The following is an 18438-nucleotide window of genomic DNA, read 5'->3' as shown; positions in this document are numbered from 1 at the left end:
GGGCCGAGCGTATCAGTAGACGACCACGACGACGTCTGGAGATCGGTCCGGATCGGTGCAACCTCTCACGCGGGATCGCTCAGACGTCGAGTTGCTTCACTGCCGCGTTCCAGCTGCCGATGTTGCGGACCGCGTCCTGGACGAAGGCGGAGCGGCGGACGACGCCGAGGAACAGGTCGGCGATCCACTTGCCGGGGTTGCGCAGGGGGCGTTCGAACTGGATCAGCAACACGACGCGGGTGCCGGTCGTGTCGTTCCAGACCTCGTGTTGATAGGTGTCGTCGAACACCAGCGTCTCGCCTTCCGCCCAGCGGACGGTGCGATCGTGCACGCGCATGCGGACGTCGCCGTCGCGCGGGACGATCAGGCCGAGGTGGCAGGTGATGAGGCCCTTCGTCACGCCGCGATGCTCGGGGATGTGGGTGCCCGGCGCGAGGATCGAGAAGAACGCGCTGTTGAGGCCGGGGATGCGCGCAACGGCGGCTGCCGTGTCCGGGCAGCGTGCTAGGCTCTCCTCGATCGGGTAGCCGTAGCCGTAGAGGAAGAACGAGCGCCACTTGTCGACCTCGGCAATCGAGCGGTGATCGGGTGAGATCGTCGCGAGGCTGGGCGACGCTTCGCCTTGCAGCGCGACGCGGACCGCCTCATCGCGGATCGCGGCCCAGTTCTCGCGCAGGCCTGCCGTCCAGGCGAAGTCGCGGACGTCGAGCACCGGATCGTTGGCGACCAGCGAGGACGACGCGATCATGCGGTCGAACACGCCGCGCAAATGCTTGCCGACGCGGATGATCAGCGGGCGGTTGGCCTCGGCGACCATCGGCGCGCCGGGTTTGGGCGCGCCGGATATGACGTTCAGATCGGGCACGCGGGTGCTGCGGCGTACTGCCGGCTCGCCCGAATCCCGCCACAATGAACACTGCCCCAGTTGGTGGCCCAGTTCGTGCCCCCCGTTCGGCTTCGACCGTCATCTCTACCCTGCATCCAGGCGCGCGGTGGCGCCGATCCCCCTTGTTCGGACACGATATACCGGCAGTGTTGGACGAAATGATGGCACCGCGCGCCCGGTGCGGAGGCAGGGCACTGGCGAGCGACGCCCGCGACCGCTACAGGTGAACCATGGTGTCCTTTTCGCGCTTGTACCGCGCTCCCGTCCTCATCCCCGTCATCCTCGGCCTCGCCATTCCGGCGAGCGGCCAGATGGCGACGCAGCAGGCCGTATCTACCCCTGCAAAGGAAGCGCCGACGCTTCCCGAGCTGCCGGGAATCGATACGACCGCGTGGCTCTACAAGGGCAGCGATCTCACGCGGGATCCCGAGTGGAAGTTCGGCACGTTGCCCAACGGCATGCGCTTTGCGGTGCGCAAGAACGGCGTGCCACCGGGCCAGGTGTCGGTGCGCGTGCGGATCGATGCGGGGTCGCTGAACGAGACCGACAGCGAGCGGGGTTTCGCGCATTTCATCGAGCATCTGTCGTTCCGCGGCTCGGAATACGTGCCGGATGGCGAGGCCAAGCGGGTGTGGCAGCGGTTCGGGGCGACCTTCGGGTCTGATACCAACGCGCAGACGACGCCGACTTCGACCACCTTCAAGCTCGATCTTCCGTCGGCGACCGAGTCCGGCCTGGATGAGAGCCTGAAGATCATGTCGGGGATGATGGAGAAGCCGGTCATTACCGATGCCTCCGTGACCGCCGAGCGGCCGGTCGTGCTGGCCGAACAGCGCGAGCAGCCGGGGCCGCAGGTGCGGTTCGGCGATGCGATCCGCGCGACGTTCTTCGCCGGGCAGCCGCTCGCGGATCGCTCGCCGATCGGCAATATCAAGACGCTGGAGGCGGCTACTGGTGCGACCGTGAAGGCGTTCCACGATCGCTGGTATCGGCCGGAGAACACCGTCGTCATCATCTCGGGCGACATGGACCCGGCGTTGTTCGGGCGGCTGATCGTCAAGAACTTCGCGGCCTGGAAGGGTATCGGCCCGTTCGTGCCCTCGCCCGATTTCGGCAAGCCCGATCCGAAGGCGCCGGTCTCCGCGACGATCGCCGAGCCGGCTATACCGGCTGTGGTGACGCTCGGTGTGGTGCGTCCGTGGGAGTATAAGGACGACACCGCGATCATGAACCAGAAGCGGCTGGTCGACGTGCTGGCTACCCGGCTCATCAGTCGTCGTCTGGAAACGCGCGCGCGGGCGGGCGGGAGCTACCTGCAAGCCGGCGTGTCGATCGACGATGTGTCGCGCTCGGCGAACCTGACCAGCGTCAACATCGTGCCGATCGGGACCGACTGGGAAGCGGCGTTGAAGGACGTCCGCGCGGTGATCGCCGACGCGCAGGTCAACGCGCCGAGCCAGGCCGAAGTCGACCGCGAATATGCCGATTTCGACACGATCATGCGCACTAGCGTGGAGACAGCGAAGGTCGAGGCGGGGTCGAAGCAGGCGGACGACATGGTCGGCGCGCTCGACATTCGCGAGACGGTCGCCGGGCCCGAGACGTCGTACAAGATATTGCAGGACGCAAAAGCGAAGGGCATGTTCACGCCCGCCACGCTGCTCGCATCGAGCAAGGCGATCTTCGAGGGCACGGCTACGCGCGCCCTCGTCAATACGCAGACTCCTGATGCGGGCGCTGCGGCTAAGCTGGCGACCGCTTTGAAGGCGGACGTTTCGGGTCTTGCCGGCAAGCGTCGCGCGCAGGCTGCGGTCGACTTCTCGAAGCTGCCGTCGCTCGGCAAGCCGGGCGTCGTCGCGAGCCGCGAGAAGATCGCCGCGTTCGATATGGAGCAGGTGAACTTCGCCAACGGGACGCGCGTGTTGCTGTTCCCGAACGCGGGCGAGACCGGGCGCGTGTATGTGCGCGTGCGGTTCGGTGGCGGTTATACCGCGATCCCGTCGAACCGGCCTACGCCGGCCTGGGCGGGTGATCTTGCGCTGGTCGCCGGGGGAATCGGCAAGCTCGACCAGGGCGATCTCGACCAGCTGACGGCGGGTCGGCGGATCGGTCTCGACTTCGGGATCGACGACGATGCGTTCACGCTGAGCGCGATCACCTCGCCGGCGGATTATGCCGATCAGCTGCGGTTGATGGCGTCGAAGCTGGCGTTCCCGGCCTGGGATCCTGCACCGGTGGCGCGTGCTCGGGTGGCGGCGCTGGCGGGGTTCGCCGGGTATGACTCGTCGCCCGACGGCGTGTTGTCGCGGGACCTCGAAGGTCTGCTGCGGGCTGGCGATCCGCGCTGGGGGACGCCGTCGAAGCCGACGGTCGAAGCGCTGAATGCGAAGGACTTCCGCGCGTTCTGGGAGCCTATCCTGAAGACCGGACCGGTCGAGGTCTCGATCTTCGGCGACGTGAAGACCGAAGATGCGATCGCCGCGGTGGCGAAGTCGTTCGGGGCGATGAAGCCGCGGACGGCAGTGCCGACGGTGGGGGCGCCGGTCGGCTTCCCCGCGCACAACGCGACGCCGGTGATGCGGGCGCATACCGGCCCGGAGAACCAGGCGGCGGCGGTGATCGCCTGGCCGACGGGTGGCGGGATCGACAATATCGTCGAAGCGCGGCGTCTCGACGTACTGGCGCAGGTGTTCAGCGACCGGCTGTTCGAGCGGCTGCGGCAGGCGGCGGGCGCGAGCTACAGCCCCAACGTGTCGAGCCAGTGGCCGGTGGGCATGAACACCGGCGGCCGGATGGTCGCGATCGGTCAGGTCGCGCCGGACAAGGTGTCGTTCTTCTTCCAGATCGCGCGACAGATCGCGGCGGAACTCGTGTCGACGCCGATCGCGGCGGACGAGCTGGACCGGATCAAGAAGCCGATGGGGCAGTATATCCTGCGCGCCTCGACCGGCAATCAGTTCTGGTTGCAGCAGCTCGGCGGCGCGACGTTCGATCCGCGGCGCATCGCGGCGACGCAGCGGATCGCGAGCGATCTGGTGGCCACCACGCCGGTGGAGTTGCAGGCGACGGCGGCGAAGTACCTGCGGCCGGAGAAGGACTGGACGATGGCCGTGGTGCCGGCGGCGGCGTCCGCGAAGAAGTGATCGCCTTAGTCCCTCCCCCCGACGGGGAGGGAGGGAGGGAGGAGCCACTTGGCGACGGAAGGGTGAGGGGCTTTGGCGGAGGCGTTGCGAGCCTCACGCCCCTCACCCTCCCACGCGCAAGGGCGCGCGGGCCTCCCCCCTCTCCCCCGTGGGGGAGAGGGTTATTTGTAGAGCGCGTCCAGGCGTTCGCCGTAGGCCTGTTTCAGAACGTGGCGGCGGATCTTCAGGCTGGGCGTCAGTTGCTCGTTCTCGATCGTGAACGGGCCGTCGGCTAGGACGAACCGCCGTACGCGCTCAGTTACGGTCAGGTCCTTGTTCACCCGTTCGACCGCATGGCCGATCGCCGTGCGGAACTCGCTGTTCTCCGCCAGCCGGGTGAAGCTGCACGCGTCGCCGTTCTTCGCACACCATTCCTGCGTCCATTCCGGATCGGGCACGATCAGCGCCACCATGTACGGCCGCTTGTCGCCGGCGATCATCGCCTGCGCGATCTCGGGCTGGAGCGTCAGCATCCCCTCGACCTTCTGGGGGGGCGACGTTCTCGCCCTTGTCGTTGATGATCAGGTCTTTCTTGCGATCGGTGATGCGGATGCGGCCGCGATCGTCGATCTCGCCGATGTCGCCGGTGTGGAGCCAGCCGTCCTTCAGCACCTTCGCGGTCTCGGCATCGTTGCGCCAATAGCCGTGCATGACGAGTTCGCCGCGGACCAGGATCTCGCCGTCCTCGGCGATCCGGACCTCGGTGTCGATGAGCGCGGGGCCGACCGAGTCCATCCGGACGCCGGCCTTGGGGCGGTTGCACGAGATGACGGGGGCGGCTTCGGTCTGGCCATAGCCTTGCAGGAAGGTGAGGCCGAGCGCCTCGAAGAACAGGCCGACTTCGGGGTTGAGCGGGGCGCCGCCCGAGATCATCGCCTTCAGCCGGCCGCCGAACTTCTTGGAGATTTTGGGCTTGAAGAGGGTGGCGACGGCGGCCTGCATGGGGCGGTCGATCAGGCGGAGACGGCCGGCGTAGCGCTTGCCGCCGATGTCGAGGGCTTGGCGCAGGAGGTAGGCGGAGGCTCCACCCTGTTTCTCGATCGTCTTGGAGATGCGCGTGCGGAGGACTTCGAAGAGGCGGGGGACGACGAACATGATCGTCGGGCGCGTTTCTTCGATGTTCGCGGCAAGCTTTTCCAGGCCTTCCGCGTAGTAGATCTGGCCGCCGAGCGAGATCGGGAAATGCTGGCCGCCGGTGTGTTCGTAGGCGTGGCTGAGGGGCAGGAACGACAGGAAGACCTCGTCGTCCCAGCCGAAATCCTCCGAGATGACGGATGCGCAGCCGGCGCAATTGTGGAGGATCGCGCCGTGGTGCTGCATCACGCCACGTGGCGCGCCGCCGGTGCCCGAGGTGTAGATGATGCAGGCGAGGTCTTCGCGATCGAAGTCGGCACGGGCGGCGGCGGATTCGGGCGCGGTCTGGTGTGCGGCGATCAGCGCGTGCCAGTTGTGGAAGTCGATTCCCGCGGGGACCTTCATGTCCTCGAACCCGATCACGGTCTGCGCCTGGTTCGAGCGGATGACCGCGGGGAGCAGCGTCTTCGCCAGCTTGGCGGTCGAGACGATGATCGCGCACGCGCCGGCGTTCTCGATGATGTGAAGGTGATCGCGCTCGGTGTTGGTGACGTAGGTCGGCACCGTGATGCACCCCGCGGCCATGATCGCGAGGTCGCTGAGGCACCATTCGGGGCGGTTTTCGGCGACCAGCATGACGCGGTCGCCGCGTTTCAGGCCTATCGCGGTTAGCGCGGTGGCGAGGCTGGCTACCTGGCGCGCGGCTTCGGCCCAGCTGGTGGCGACCCAAGTGCCGCTCGTCTTGGTCCACAGGAACGGGGCGTCGCCTTTCTCGGCGGCGCGCGCGAAGAACATCGTGACGAGGTTCGGGAAGCGTTCGAGCTGGCGGGCCATTGTCTCTCCCTGGGCGCTGTGCCGTTGCGCCTTGTACGACGCGATTCTGAGCGTTGGACGGTTAGTGCGTCATAACCGGCGAGGGCTCAACCCCAACCTCTGCCATGGACTCGGCACCTCCCCGGCGGAGGCCGGGGTCCAGTTGGAAAGGTCGCAGTACCGACGCGCGAACGTCAATTAGCAAAGTTTCCCACCTGGACCCCGGCCTCCGCCGGGGAGGTGGAGTTTGTCGTTATTCCGGTGCGCGCTGAAGGGCGCCGACGCGCTGGATCTTGGTGACGATACCGTCCTCTGCGATCGCGACACCTTCGCTCCGAGGGTCTGCGGCGCCAACCCATTTGCCGCCGACGCGTTCGATAGCGTTTGCCTTCAGGCCGAGCGCTGCCACTTGGACGGTCTCACCTAGCGCCTGCAACGCGGGGACCATCGCCTCGCGTTCGGTGCCCTTCTCCCGCCGCGGCGACGTGACCGGGGGCGTAGAGCAGCCCGAGGGCGATCGAGTCCTGCGCGGACAATTTCCAGTCGACCACGCCGATGATCGCCTTGGCCACCTGCGCGATGATCGTCGAGCCGCCGGCTGCGCCGACTGCGAGGCGGACTTTCCCGTCGGGGCCGTAGACGATCGTCGGCGACATCGAGCTGCGCGGGCGCTTGCCGCCTTCGACGCGGTTGGCGACGAGGGCGCCATCCTTGACGGGGACGATGTCGAAGTCGGTGAGCTGGTTGTTCAGGACCGTACCGTCGACGGTGATGCCGGAGCCGAAATAGCCCTCTACGGTGGTGGTCACCTCGACAACGTTGCCGCGGGCGTCGACCGTCGCGATGTCGGTGGTGCCGGGGACTTCGCTGACCGGGGCGCGGGTGCGTGCGGGGGCTCCGGGAGGTGACCCGGCGGTGACGGTCGCCATCGTCTTCGCCGGGGAGATCAGCGCCGAGCGCAACGCGAGATACTTCGCGTCGAGCATGCCCCTGCACCGGCACGCGGACGAAATCGGGATCGCCGACGTACAGGTCGCGATCGGCATAGGCGAGGCGCGAGGATTCGGCGAACAGGTGCCAGGCCTGCGCGCTGTCCTTGCCGAGTTTCCCCATGTCGAAGCGTTCGAGCTGCTTCAGGATCATCAATACGGTGATGCCGCCGGACGAGGGCGGGCCCATCCCGCAGACGCGGTAGACGCGGTATTTGACGCAGACCGGCGGGCGCGACTTGGCGTCGTAGCTGGCGAGATCGCCGAGCGTCATCTTCGACGGATTGCGCGCGGCGGTGTTGACTGCGGTGACGATCTTCTGCGCCTCGGGGCCGACGTAGAAGCTGTCGGGGCCTTGGGTCGCGACGCGCTGGAGGAGGGGCGGCTTGCTGCGGGTTCTTGATGACCGCGCCGATCGCGACGGGCGAGCCGTCGGGCGCGGAGAAGAGCTTTCGCGTCTCGGGCGTGATGTGGTCGCCATAGGCGGTCATGCCGTTGACGAGGCGGGGGGAGGCCTGGAAGCCGTTCGTCGCGAGGCGGATCGCGGGGGCGAAGAGTTGCGCCCAGGGGAGCTTGCCCGAGGCGCGGTGCGCGAGCGCCATGCCGCGGAGCGCGCCGGGGATGCCGACGCTGCGACCGCCGGGGACTGCGTCGCTGTGCCTCAGCGGTGTGCCGTCGGGGGCGTAGAACCAGCGGGCGTCGGCCGCGGCGGGGGCCTCTTCGCGCGCGTCGATCGTGCTAAGGGGCGCCGCCGGCCGCGTGGGAAATCCAGAAGCTGCCGCCGCCGATGCCCGAGCTTTGTGGTTCGACGACGTTGAGGGCGAGCATGGTGGCGATCGCGGCGTCAGTGGCGCTGCCGCCGGCGCGGAGGATCTCGACGCCGGCGGCGGCTGCGCGGGGGTCTGCGGCGCTGACCATGCCCTGGTCTTTGGCCGGGGCGGGGGGCGGGTTGGCGCGCTTCTGCGGCGGTGGGGACGAGGAGGGGCGAGCGCTAGGAGAGAGGTCTTCATCGAGCGCGAGCCTAGCGTGGTTCGAATACTAGGCAACCCGTCTCGCAACCTTGCGATCCTCCCCCACCAGGGGGAGGTGGCGCCGTAGGCGACGGAGGGGGAGGACACGAAGCAGAGGTTGCCCTTTCCGCCCCCTCCGTCTGGCAAGAGCCAGCCACCTCCCCCTGGCGGGGAGGATCGTTAGGTGTCCGTGCCCACCGCGTCGGCGACTGTCGCGAAGCCGTCGCGGGTCAGCAGCGCGTCGAGTTCGCGGAGGATGCGGGCGGGGAGGCCGGGGCCTTCGTAGACCAGCGCGGTGTAGAGCTGGACGAAGCTCGCGCCGGCGCGGAGGCGGGCATAGGCTTCGGCGCCGCTGTCCACGCCGCCGACCGAGATCAGGGGAATCGCTGCGCCGGTCGCCTTGCGGAAATCCGACAGGCGTTGGCGGGCCAGCGGGGCGAGCGGCGCTCCGGACAGGCCGCCGGTTTCCTTTGAGTTGGCCGAGCGCAGGCCGGGGCGGGAGATCGTCGTGTTGTTGACGATCAGCGCGTCGATGCGGTTGTCGAGTGCGGCGCGAGCGATGTCGTCGATGTCGGCGGGTTCGAGGTCGGGGGCGACCTTTGAGGAAGATCGGCGTGCTGCCCTTGGCGGCGGTGCAGGCGGCGAGGAGATCGCGCAGGGCCGCACCGTGCTGGAGGTCGCGCAGGCCGGGGGTGTTGGGGGAGCTGATGTTGATGGTGATGTAATCGGCGTGGGGCGCGGCTCGGGTTACGCCGTGGACGTAGTCAGCGGTGCGGTCAGTCGCGTCCTTGTTCGCGCCGACGTTGATTCCGAGAACGCCGTTCCGCTTTGCGCTCTGTGCCCGGGGGAAGCGCGCCATCGAGGCCGCCATTGTTGAATCCCAAACGGTTGATCACCGCACGGTCTTCGGGGAGGCGGAAGATGCGGGGTTTGGGATTGCCGGGCTGCGCGAGCGGTGTGAGCGTGCCGATCTCGACGCTGCCGAAGCCCAACCCAAAGAAACCGTCGATCGCGCGGCCGTCCTTGTCGACGCCTGCCGCCAAGCCGACCGGGTTGGGAAACGCGATCCCCGCCACGGTCGTCGCGAGCCGCGGTACGCTGGGGGCGAGTGGCGTGCCGGCCTTCCCCCATGCGCCGAGCGCGGCGATGGTGAGGGTATGCGCGCACTCGGCGTCGAGACGGAAGAGGATCGGGTGGTAGAAGGCCATGCGCGCTCTTAGGCATATCGGCTGGGGCGGCCAAACCCTTCTTCCGTCATTCCCGCGAAGGCGGGGATCCAACCATCCGCAGGCGCGAAAGGCGAAGTGGATTCCCGCCTTCGCGGGAATGACGGGGAAGGGCTCAGTTGCGAGTCGTTAGCACCCCCTCGCCGGGTTGACGATGCACTGCACAAAGCCCATTTGACCAATCGGATCATATCGGTCCGATTGGACTCCGAAGCCACCATGCGTCTTTCCAGCCTAGCCGACTATGCGGTCGTGATGATGAGCGCCGCGGCGCGTCATTGCGGCGGTATCGCGCGGCTGAACGCGACGCTGCTCGCCGAGGAGACCGGCGTACCGCTGCCGACCGTGCAGAAGCTGGTGAGCCGACTGTCCGCGGCCGGGCTAATCGAGAGCACGCGCGGCACCGGTGGCGGGTTTCGTTTGTCGCGGCCGCCCGCGATGATCTCGCTCGCCGACATCATTGAAGCGGTCGAAGGCCCGATCGCACTGACGTCGTGTGTCGATGGTGCATCGCAGGATTGCTGCGTGGAGCAGACGTGCAAGGTCAAGCCGCACTGGAACGCCGTCAACGGCGCGGTCCGTGGTGCGCTCGCCGGCGTGTCGCTCGCCAGTCTTTCGCAAACCCCGGTTTTACACCCCCCTCTTTCACAGGTGCCCGCATGACGCGCGCAGCGCCTTACCTCCCTTCCTCCGCGCTCTCTGCGCCTCTTCGCGCAAAGAATCTTGTTCGCGCAGAGACGCAGAGATCGCCGAGTTTTTAGAGAGCCGCGCCGCGGCGGAGATGGAATGATGGCTACCCGGAACGCAGAGGCATACGCCGCCGCGAACAAGACGTACGAGTGGGGCTTCTCCTCGGACATCGAACAGGAATTCGCGCCGAAAGGTCTGTCGGAAGATACGGTGCGCTTCATTTCCGCCAAGAAGGGCGAGCCGCAGTGGATGCTCGACTGGCGGCTGAAGGCGTTCGCGTTGTGGCAGACGATGGAGGCGCCCGACTGGTCGAAGCTCAACGTGCCGCCGATCGATTACCAGGACGCGTATTATTACGCGGAGCCCAAGGCGAAGCCGAAGCTCGGGTCGCTCGACGAGGTCGATCCGGAGATCCTGCGCGTCTACGAGAAGCTCGGCATCCCGATCGGCGAGCAGAAGATGCTGGCGGGCGTGGTCGAGGATCCGCTGAACGAGGACGGCACGCCCAAGCGTCGCGTCGCGGTGGATGCGGTGTTCGACAGCGTCTCGGTCGCGACCACGTTCCGCAAGGAGCTCGAGGCCGCGGGCGTGATCTTCCGTTCGATCTCCGAGGCGATCAAGGAATATCCCGATCTCGTCCGGAAGTGGCTCGGCAAGGTCGTGCCGCAGCGCGATAACTATTTCGCGACGCTGAACTCGGCGGTCTTCTCCGACGGCACGTTCGTCTACATCCCGGAGGGCGTGCGCTGCCCGATGGAGCTGTCGACGTACTTCCGCATCAACGCCGAGAATACCGGACAGTTCGAGCGCACGCTGATCGTCGCCGACAAGGGTTCGTACGTCTCGTATCTCGAAGGCTGCACCGCGCCGATGCGCGACGAGAACCAGCTGCATGCCGCGGTGGTCGAGCTGGTCGTGCTCGACGATGCCGAGATCAAGTATTCGACCGTGCAGAACTGGTATCCGGGCGACGAGAACGGCGTCGGCGGGATCTACAACTTCGTCACCAAGCGCGCGCTGTGCCAGGGCAAGAACTCGAAGGTCAGCTGGACCCAGGTCGAGACCGGCAGCGCGATCACGTGGAAATATCCGTCGTGCGTGCTGCTCGGCGATGGCTCGGTCGGCGAGTTCTATTCGGTCGCGGTGACGAACAATCGCCAGCAGGCCGATACCGGCACGAAGATGATCCACCTCGGCAAGAACACGCGCTCGACGATCGTGTCGAAGGGGATTTCGGCAGGGCGTTCGGACAACACGTACCGCGGGCTGGTGCGCGTCGCGCCGACCGCGGAAGGCGTGCGGAACTTCACGCAGTGCGACAGCCTGCTGCTGGGCGACCAGTGCGGCGCGCATACCGTGCCGTATATCGAGGTCCGCAACCCGTCCGCGCAGATCGAGCACGAGGCGACGACGTCGAAGATTTCCGAAGACCAGCTGTTCTACGCGATGTCGCGCGGGCTGGATCAGGAGGCGGCGGTGGCGCTGATCGTCAATGGCTTTGCGCGGGAAGTGCTGCAGCAGTTGCCGATGGAGTTCGCGGTGGAAGCGCAGAAGCTGCTGGGGATTTCGTTGGAAGGCTCCGTGGGGTGAGCGCTTCGTCATCTGCCGTTAAGCGCTCAGTAGAGCGACTGCCGCTTTTAGTGGCTCTCCTGGCTGTCGGCGCGTGTACCCGCTCCGAGACTTCTGGTGTTCCAACTTGTGCCGCGGTGAAGCAGCGGCATGAGCGAGATTTGGCCCATGTCGCCGCTCGCGTCAGGGAAATCCAGTCGTCGACAAGCCACGCGGCACCGCAAAGTACGCAAGAAATCCAGATTTTGATGAACCAACGAGAAAATTCCGAAAATCGCTTTCGCGTCGGAATGAAAGATTGCGAGGCACAAAATGCTAAAAATTGAAAACCTCCACGCCGAGATCGACGGCAAGGAAATCCTCAAGGGCCTGTCGCTCGAAGTGAACGCGGGCGAGGTGCACGCGATCATGGGGCCGAACGGCGCGGGCAAGTCGACGCTGGGTTATGTGCTCGGCGGGCGGCCCGGTTATGAGGTCACCGCGGGCTCGGTGACGTTCGACGGCGTCGACCTGCTCGAACTCGAGGCGCATGAACGTGCCGCGGCGGGCGTGTTCCTCGGCTTCCAGTATCCGGTCGAGATCCCCGGCGTGTCGAACGTCCAGTTCCTTCGCGAGGCGTTGAACGCGCAGCGCGCGACACGTGACGAGAAGCCTTTGTCCGGCGGCGAGTTCCTCAAGCTCGCGCGCGGGCAGGCGGATCTGCTCGGCATGGACTACGACATGCTCAAGCGGCCGGTGAACGTCGGCTTTTCGGGCGGCGAGAAGAAGCGCAACGAGATGGTCCAGATGGGCATCGTCAACCCGAAGTTCGCGATCCTCGACGAGACCGACTCGGGGCTGGACATCGATGCGCTGCGCGTCGTCGGCGACGGCATCAACCGCATCATGCGCGCGCCCGACAAGGCGGTGCTGCTGATCACGCACTACCAGCGGCTGCTCGATTACGTGGAGCCGGACTTCGTCCACGTGCTGGCGGACGGCAAGATCGTCCGCTCGGGCGGCAAGGACCTCGCCAAGCAGCTCGAGAGCGAAGGCTATGTGGGGATCGCCGCATGAGTGTTCTTCGCGCTGAAGGCGCCTCCAACTCTCCCCTTACTCTCCGCGGCTCCGCGTCTCCGCGTGAGAAAATTTTGTTCACGCGGAGACGCGGAGACGCGGAGGAGTTGCGCTCGTGATGACGCTTACTCTTCCTTCGACGCGCGAGGAGTCCTGGCGTTGGGGTGATCCGACGGCTATTGCGGCGGCGGCTGAACTGCCGCGCGGCGTTGCGCTGGATGCTGGCGAGTGGTTTCTTGACTTGCCGGGTGCGCGGGCGGTGTTCGTCGATGGCGTGCTCGACGATGGGCGCAGCGATCTGCGGCACGTCACGATCGTCCCGATCGACGGCGGATCGCACGCGCTGGGGCGTCGGACCACCGGTATGGGCTGGTCTTTGCGCGTCGAGGCGGATGCGACGGCCGAACTGATCCAGATCGTCCACATCGCCACGGGTGGCGACAATCAACTGCCGGCGGAGATCGTTCTCGTCGCCGGAGCGAGCGCGTCGGTGGTCGAAACCTATGTCGGGGCCGGCTGGTCGAACCGGTCGACGCGGATGATGCTCGGCAAGGGCGCTAAGCTGACGCGCGCGGTGCGGTTGCTTCAGTCCGGTGGTTTCGTGTCGTTGCGCGACGAGGTCGAGGTAGGTGCCGAGGCGAGCCTGATCGTCACTGTGTTGGGCGCGGGCGATGCCGGGACGCGGATCGATGGGGCGATCACGGTGACGGGTGACGATGCGTTTGCCGAATATGGCGGCGCGTTGCTGACGCGGAACGACCAGCGGCAGGAGTGCGCGGTGTCGGTGCGACATGCGGCGCTGAACGGGCAGAGCAAGCAGATCTGGCGTGCGGTCGCGGCCGACAAGTCGACGGCCAGCCTTGCGGCGCGGGTCGAGGTCGCGCGCGATGCGCAGAAGACCGACGGGGTGCAGTCGCTCCGCGGGTTGCTGTTGCAGCGCACCGCGACGGTGAACCTGAAGCCCGAGCTGGAGATCTTCGCCGACGACGTGAAGTGCGCGCACGGCGCGACGGTCGGCGAACTCGACCAGCGCGCGCTGTTCTACATGCAGAGCCGCGGGATCCCGCATGCCAAGGCGCAGGCGCTGCTCACGCGCGCGTTCGTCGGCGATGCGTTCGTCCAGATCGCGGACGAGACGGTGCGCGAGGCTTTCGTGGCGGATGCGGACGCGTGGCTGGAGCGGGCGTTGTGAGTGTGATCGCCGACGTTCGTCCCTTGGATCGCCTGTCGGACTTCCCCGCGATCCCCGAGGGCTGGGCGTATCTCGATACCGCTGCGACGGCGCAGAAGCCGCAGGTCGTGGTCGACGCGATTACGCGCGCCTATGGCGAGACCTATGCGACGGTGCATCGCGGCGTGTACCAGCGGTCCGCCGATATGACGGTCGCGTACGAGGCGGCGCGTAAGGCCGTGGCGCGGTTCATCGGCGCGGGTTCGCCTGATGAGATCGTGTTCGTGCGCGGGGCAACCGAGGCTATCAATTTGGTTGCGACCTGCTGGGCCGGAACGCAGTTGAAGGCTGGCGATCGCATCCTGCTCTCCATGCTCGAGCATCACTCGAACATCGTGCCTTGGCAGATGATCGCCGAACGCCTGGGCGTCGCGATCGACGTGTTGCCGCTCACCCCCCGACCACCGCATCGATCTCGACGCGATGGAGCGGATGATCACGCCGGCGCACAAGCTGGTCGCGCTCGGGCATGTCTCGAACGTGCTCGGCTCGGTGCTTAATGCCAAGCGCGCGACTGAGATCGCGCATTCCGTCGGGGCGAAGATCCTGCTCGACGGGTGTCAGTCGGTGCCGCGGATCACGGTCGACGTGAAGGCGATCGGCTGTGATTTCTACGTGTTCTCCGGGCACAAGCTGTACGGGCCGACCGGGATCGGCGTGCTGTGGGCCAAGCCTGAATTGCTCGACGCGATGCCGCCGTACCAAGGCGGTGGGTCGATGATCGACAAGGTGTCGTTCGCGAAGACCACTTACGCGCCGCCGCCGGGACGGTTCGAGGCGGGGACGCCGCATATCGTCGGCGCGCTCGGGCTGCATGCGGCGATCGACTATGTCGAGAGCATCGGGCTCGACGCGATCCACGCGCACGAGACCGCGCTGGTGACGGCGACGCGTGACGCGCTGTCGGGGATCAATTCGGTGCGCCTGTATGGCCCGGTGGGCTCGGCGGGGATTGTCTCCTTCACGATCGAGGGGGTTCATCCGCACGACATCGGCACCATATTGGACGAGGAACGCGTCGCGATCCGTGCCGGCCATCATGTGCGCAGCCGCTGATGGAGGCGCTGGGCGTCGAGGCGACGGCACGCGCGAGTTTCGGCGTGTATAACGGGCCGGCGGACGTCGAGGCGCTGGTGCGCGGTATCGAGCGAGTAACGAGGATCTTCAAATGAGCGATCGGTTCGAGATCGAGGGAAGTGGATGCCGTCGCATCGCCGCCCAAGGCGCGCGTCGTGATGGAGACGGACTCCGACGCGGAGCGGAAACGCGATTATCTCGCGGGATTCCTGGCGCAGAAGCCGCAGGTGGATTCGCCCGGCGAGCCCGGTGGCGCGGTGTACGATGCGATCATCGACGCGCTGAAGGAGATCTACGATCCCGAGATCCCGGTGAACATCTACGACCTGGGGCTTATCTACGGCGTCGAGGTGACCGAGGACGGGCATGCGGTGGTGGCGATGACGCTGACGACGCCGAACTGCCCGGTCGCGGAGTCGATGCCGGCGGAGGTCGAGATGCGCGTCGGGTCGGTGCCGGGGGTCGGGTTTGCGGAAGTGAACCTTGTCTGGGATCCGCCTTGGGATCCGCAGAAGATGTCGGATGAGGCGAAGTTAGAGCTGGGCATGCTGTAATCATTCCCCTCCCGCTTGCGGGAGGGGGTTAGGGGAGGGGAGAGCGGAACGCTGCTGTTCAAGCCCTCCCCCAACCCCTCCCGCAGGCGGGAGGGGAGCAGAAGGAATTGGTGATGGCGACGACATTGCGAGCACGGCCGGCGGCGCTGAACCTCACGGAGACGGCGCATGCGCGGATCGCCGACCTGATGGCGCGGGCTCCGGAGGATGCGATCGGGGTGAAGCTGTCGACGCCTAAGCGTGGGTGTTCGGGGCTGGCCTATTCGGTGGACTACGTCACCGAAGCCAAGCCGTTCGACGAGCGGATCGATACGCCGGGGGGACCTTGTTCGTCGATGGCGGCTCGATTTTGTACCTGATCGGGTCGACGATGGACTGGGTCGAGGATGATTTCACCGCTGGTTTCGTGTTCCAGAACCCGAACGCCAAGGGTGCTTGCGGGTGTGGGGAAAGCTTCACGGTCTGAGAGTTGCCTTAAGGTAGCGTGTTTCCCCGCGAAGGCGGGGACCCATACTGGGCTCCCGCCTTCGCGGGAGAACAAGGACTAGCGGACTGCCGTTCGATCTTGGCTCCTCTTATACCACCCCTGGCGAAGGCCGGGGCCTAATTGAGAAACGCTGCTGACATTGCGCTGCGCATCGTCACGATGACCTTGCCAACTGGACCCCGGCCTCCGCCGGGGAGGATATCGATGCTCGGGTAAGTGGTTGGCCGCTGGCCTTGCCCCCCGGTCCCGTCCTGTGCCACTTCCCGCGCAACAAAAGGGGGATATCCGTGGCCAGTCTGTTTCGCCGAAAAATCGTCACCGAACAGCCGCCGGAGCATCAGCTCGCGCGCACCCTGTCGTGGCCGCACCTCGTCGCGATGGGCGTCGGGGGCATCGTCGGCACCGGGATCCTGACGCTGATCGGCGTCGGCGCAGGGCTCGCGGGCCCCGCCGTCATCCTGTCCTTCATCATCGCCGGCGGGATCTGTGCCTGCGCGGCGCTCGCCTATGCCGAGATGGCGACGATGATCCCCGCCTCGGGTAGCGCGTACACCTATAGCTATGTCGTGCTTGGCGAGCTGATAGCCTGGGTGATCGGCTGGTCGCTGATCCTCGAATATTCCCTCGTGGTGTCGACCGTCGCGGTCGGCTGGTCGGGCTATGCCGCGCCGTTGCTGCGCGGCGCGTTCGGATTTCCCGAGGCACTGACACTCAGCCCCGAACTCGGCGGCATCCTCAACGTGCCGGCGATCTTCATCATCGCGGTCGTCGCCGGCGTGCTGTCGTTCGGCACGCGTGAGAGTGCGACGTTGAACGCGGTGCTGGTCGGCGTGAAGATGATCGCGCTTGCCGTGTTCGTGTTCATCGCGCTGCATTATTTCAACAGCGCCAACCTGCACCCGTTCATGCCGTACGGCTTCCCCAAGGCGGTCCAGCCCGACGGTGCCGAGCGCGGCGTCATGGCGGCAGCGGCGATCATCTTCTTCGCGTTCTACGGCTTCGACGCGATCTCCACCGCGGCCGAGGAGACCAAGAACCCCGGGCGCGATCTCGCAATCGGGATCGTCGGGTCGATGGTCGCGTGCATCGCGATCTACATCCTAGTCGCGGTCGCTGCCGTCGGCGCGCTGTCCTACACCCGGTTTGCCGGCAGCGCAGAGCCGCTTGCGCTGATCCTGCGCGAGATCGGCCGGCCAGGGTTCGCGACATTCCTTGGTGCTTCCGCTGTCATCGCGTTGCCGACGGTGTTGCTCGCGTTCCTGTTCGGGCAGAGCCGGATCTTCTTCACGATGGCGCGTGACGGGTTGCTGCCGTTGAGCCTCGCCAAGGTCTCGAAGCGCGGCGCGCCGGTGCGGATCACGTGGATCACCGCGGCGATCGTCGCGGTGATCGCAGGGCTGTTGCCGCTCGCGGAGATCGCCGCGTTGGCCAATGCTGGCACGCTCGCGGCGTTCGTTGCGGTGTGTGCGTGCATGCTGGTGATGCGTCGCCGGGCGCCCGACGCGGTGCGGACATTCCGGGCGCCGGCGGCGACGCTGGTCGGGACGATCGGTATTCTCGGCTGCCTGTATCTCTTCTTCAGCCTCCCCTCGAAGACGCAACTGTATTTCGGACTTTGGAACCTGCTCGGGCTGGTGATCTACTTCGTTTACGCACGCCCGAGAGCGCTCGCCGAATGAGCGGCTGGACGATCGGGATCATCGGCGGCTCGGGGTTGTACGCGGTCGACGGAATCGAGGACGGGCGCTGGCAGACGGTGGAGACGCCTTGGGGCGAGCCGTCCGATGCGATCTATACCGGGCGCGTCGGGCATGTCGGGGGTGGCGTTCCTGCCGCGGCATGGGCGGGGGCATCGGATATCCCCCTCCGACCTCAACGCGCGCGCCAATATCGACGCGCTGAAGCGGCTCGGCGTGACGGACGTGCTGGCGGTGTCGTCGGTCGGATCGCTCGTCGAGCAGCGCCCGCCCGGCAGTTTCACCGTCGTCGACCAGTTCGTCGATCGTACCAAGGGGCGGCCGTCGAGCTTCTTCGGCACCGGCCTCGTCGCGCATGTGTCGATGGCGGATCCGGTTTGTCCGCGGCTGTCACGCTATGCCGCCGACGCCGCGCGTGAGGCGGGTGCGCAGGTCGACGATCGCGGCACCTATCTCGCGATGGAAGGCCCGCAATTCTCGACGCGGGCGGAAAGCCGGCTCTACCGCCAATGGGGCTGCGACGTGATCGGGATGACCGCGATGCCCGAGGCGAAGCTCGCGCGGGAGGCGGAGCTTCCGTACGCGCTGGTCGGGATGGTGACCGATTACGATTGCTGGCGTGAGGACGAGGCGGGCGTCGATGTCGCGCAGGTCGTGGCGCAGCTTGGCGCGAATGCGGCGAAGGCTCGGGCGATGGTGATGGCGTTGCTGCGCGCATTGCCGGTGGAGCGGGATGCTTCGCCGATCGATACGTGCCTCGATAGCGCGATCATCACGGCGCGGGAGGCTCGCGATCCGGCGTTGGTGGCGAAGCTGGATGCCGTGGCGGGGCGGGCATTCGGATTTTGATCTCGATCCTCCCCCGCCAGGGGGCGCCGAAGGTGACGGAGGGGAGGA

11 protein-coding genes and 7 pseudogenes are annotated in these 18438 nt (G+C 66.7%); 10 read left to right on the top strand and 8 right to left on the bottom strand.

Annotated features, from left to right (window positions below; genetic code table 11):
* Nucleotides 1–79: 79 nt before the first annotated feature.
* Nucleotides 80–817 carry an aspartyl/asparaginyl beta-hydroxylase domain-containing protein gene (locus NHF48_RS08175; protein WP_274705274.1) on the bottom strand — a complete coding sequence of 246 codons (738 nt, stop codon included), beginning with the start codon at nucleotides 815–817 and terminating at the stop codon, nucleotides 80–82.
* 299 nt (nucleotides 818–1116) lie between these two features.
* On the opposite strand from NHF48_RS08175, the gene NHF48_RS08170 reads away from it, so the two are divergent.
* Nucleotides 1117–4029, top strand: coding sequence for a M16 family metallopeptidase (locus tag NHF48_RS08170; RefSeq protein ID WP_253070802.1), 2913 nt, complete (start codon nucleotides 1117–1119; stop codon nucleotides 4027–4029).
* 161 nt (nucleotides 4030–4190) lie between these two features.
* Here the strand turns inward: NHF48_RS08170 and NHF48_RS08165 are convergent.
* The 7 genes and pseudogenes from NHF48_RS08165 to NHF48_RS08155 all read right to left on the bottom strand — a co-directional run bounded on the left by NHF48_RS08165 (nucleotide 4191) and on the right by NHF48_RS08155 (nucleotide 9162).
* Nucleotides 4191–5976 (bottom strand): annotated as a pseudogene (locus tag NHF48_RS08165) (AMP-dependent synthetase/ligase).
* 232 nt (nucleotides 5977–6208) lie between these two features.
* The gene (locus NHF48_RS25880; RefSeq protein ID WP_446741131.1) at nucleotides 6209–6364 is read right to left on the bottom strand and encodes a hypothetical protein; all 156 of its coding nucleotides are present in this window, start codon (nucleotides 6362–6364) and stop codon (nucleotides 6209–6211) included.
* A gap of 10 nt (nucleotides 6365–6374) precedes the next feature.
* Complete coding sequence (locus NHF48_RS25875) at nucleotides 6375–6941, bottom strand: gamma-glutamyltransferase (protein ID WP_446741130.1); 567 nt, start codon at nucleotides 6939–6941, stop codon at nucleotides 6375–6377.
* Nucleotides 6942–7011: 70 nt separating this feature from the next.
* Nucleotides 7012–7425 (bottom strand): annotated as a pseudogene (locus tag NHF48_RS25870) (gamma-glutamyltransferase); the annotation flags it as partial.
* A pseudogene (locus tag NHF48_RS25865) lies at nucleotides 7388–7678 on the bottom strand (gamma-glutamyltransferase); the annotation flags it as partial. The pseudogenes NHF48_RS25865 and NHF48_RS25870, both read right to left, overlap by 38 nt.
* Before the next feature lie 4 nt (nucleotides 7679–7682).
* Nucleotides 7683–7862, bottom strand: coding sequence for a gamma-glutamyltransferase (locus tag NHF48_RS25860; protein WP_446741129.1), 180 nt, complete (start codon nucleotides 7860–7862; stop codon nucleotides 7683–7685).
* Nucleotides 7863–8134: 272 nt separating this feature from the next.
* Nucleotides 8135–9162 (bottom strand): annotated as a pseudogene (locus tag NHF48_RS08155) (quinone-dependent dihydroorotate dehydrogenase).
* A 237-nt stretch (nucleotides 9163–9399) separates the two neighbouring features.
* Between NHF48_RS08155 and NHF48_RS08150 the strand changes: the two are divergent.
* The 9 genes and pseudogenes from NHF48_RS08150 (at nucleotide 9400) to NHF48_RS08110 (ending at nucleotide 18390) form a co-directional block, all read left to right on the top strand.
* Nucleotides 9400–9843 carry an SUF system Fe-S cluster assembly regulator gene (locus tag NHF48_RS08150; protein WP_056047140.1) on the top strand — a complete coding sequence of 148 codons (444 nt, stop codon included), beginning with the start codon at nucleotides 9400–9402 and terminating at the stop codon, nucleotides 9841–9843.
* Nucleotides 9844–9969: 126 nt separating this feature from the next.
* On the top strand, nucleotides 9970–11460 hold the full coding sequence (sufB, locus tag NHF48_RS08145) for a Fe-S cluster assembly protein SufB (RefSeq protein WP_056057660.1): 1491 nt from the start codon (nucleotides 9970–9972) through the stop codon (nucleotides 11458–11460).
* Nucleotides 11461–11751: 291 nt separating this feature from the next.
* Nucleotides 11752–12495, top strand: coding sequence for a Fe-S cluster assembly ATPase SufC (gene sufC, locus NHF48_RS08140; protein WP_056489234.1), 744 nt, complete (start codon nucleotides 11752–11754; stop codon nucleotides 12493–12495).
* 118 nt (nucleotides 12496–12613) lie between these two features.
* Complete coding sequence (locus tag NHF48_RS08135) at nucleotides 12614–13687, top strand: SufD family Fe-S cluster assembly protein (protein WP_253072372.1); 1074 nt, start codon at nucleotides 12614–12616, stop codon at nucleotides 13685–13687.
* Nucleotides 13684–14898, top strand: a pseudogene (locus tag NHF48_RS08130) (cysteine desulfurase). Before NHF48_RS08135 ends, NHF48_RS08130 begins: the two are co-directional and overlap by 4 nt.
* Before the next feature lie 63 nt (nucleotides 14899–14961).
* On the top strand, nucleotides 14962–15357 hold the full coding sequence (locus NHF48_RS08125) for an SUF system Fe-S cluster assembly protein (RefSeq protein WP_253072371.1): 396 nt from the start codon (nucleotides 14962–14964) through the stop codon (nucleotides 15355–15357).
* A gap of 113 nt (nucleotides 15358–15470) precedes the next feature.
* Nucleotides 15471–15823: pseudogene (locus NHF48_RS08120) on the top strand (HesB/IscA family protein).
* A 308-nt stretch (nucleotides 15824–16131) separates the two neighbouring features.
* A complete protein-coding gene (locus NHF48_RS08115; protein ID WP_107953838.1) occupies nucleotides 16132–17523 on the top strand; it encodes an amino acid permease in 1392 nt (463 codons plus the stop codon).
* Nucleotides 17520–18390: pseudogene (locus NHF48_RS08110) on the top strand (S-methyl-5'-thioadenosine phosphorylase). The gene NHF48_RS08115 and the pseudogene NHF48_RS08110 overlap by 4 nt, the downstream one beginning before the upstream one ends.
* The last annotated feature ends 48 nt before the right edge of the window (nucleotides 18391–18438 follow it).

The sequence above is a fragment of the Sphingomonas sp. H160509 genome (assembly GCF_024124765.2).
Classification (GTDB): Bacteria; Pseudomonadota; Alphaproteobacteria; order Sphingomonadales; family Sphingomonadaceae; genus Sphingomonas.
This window is presented reverse-complemented; position numbering and strand designations above follow the sequence as displayed.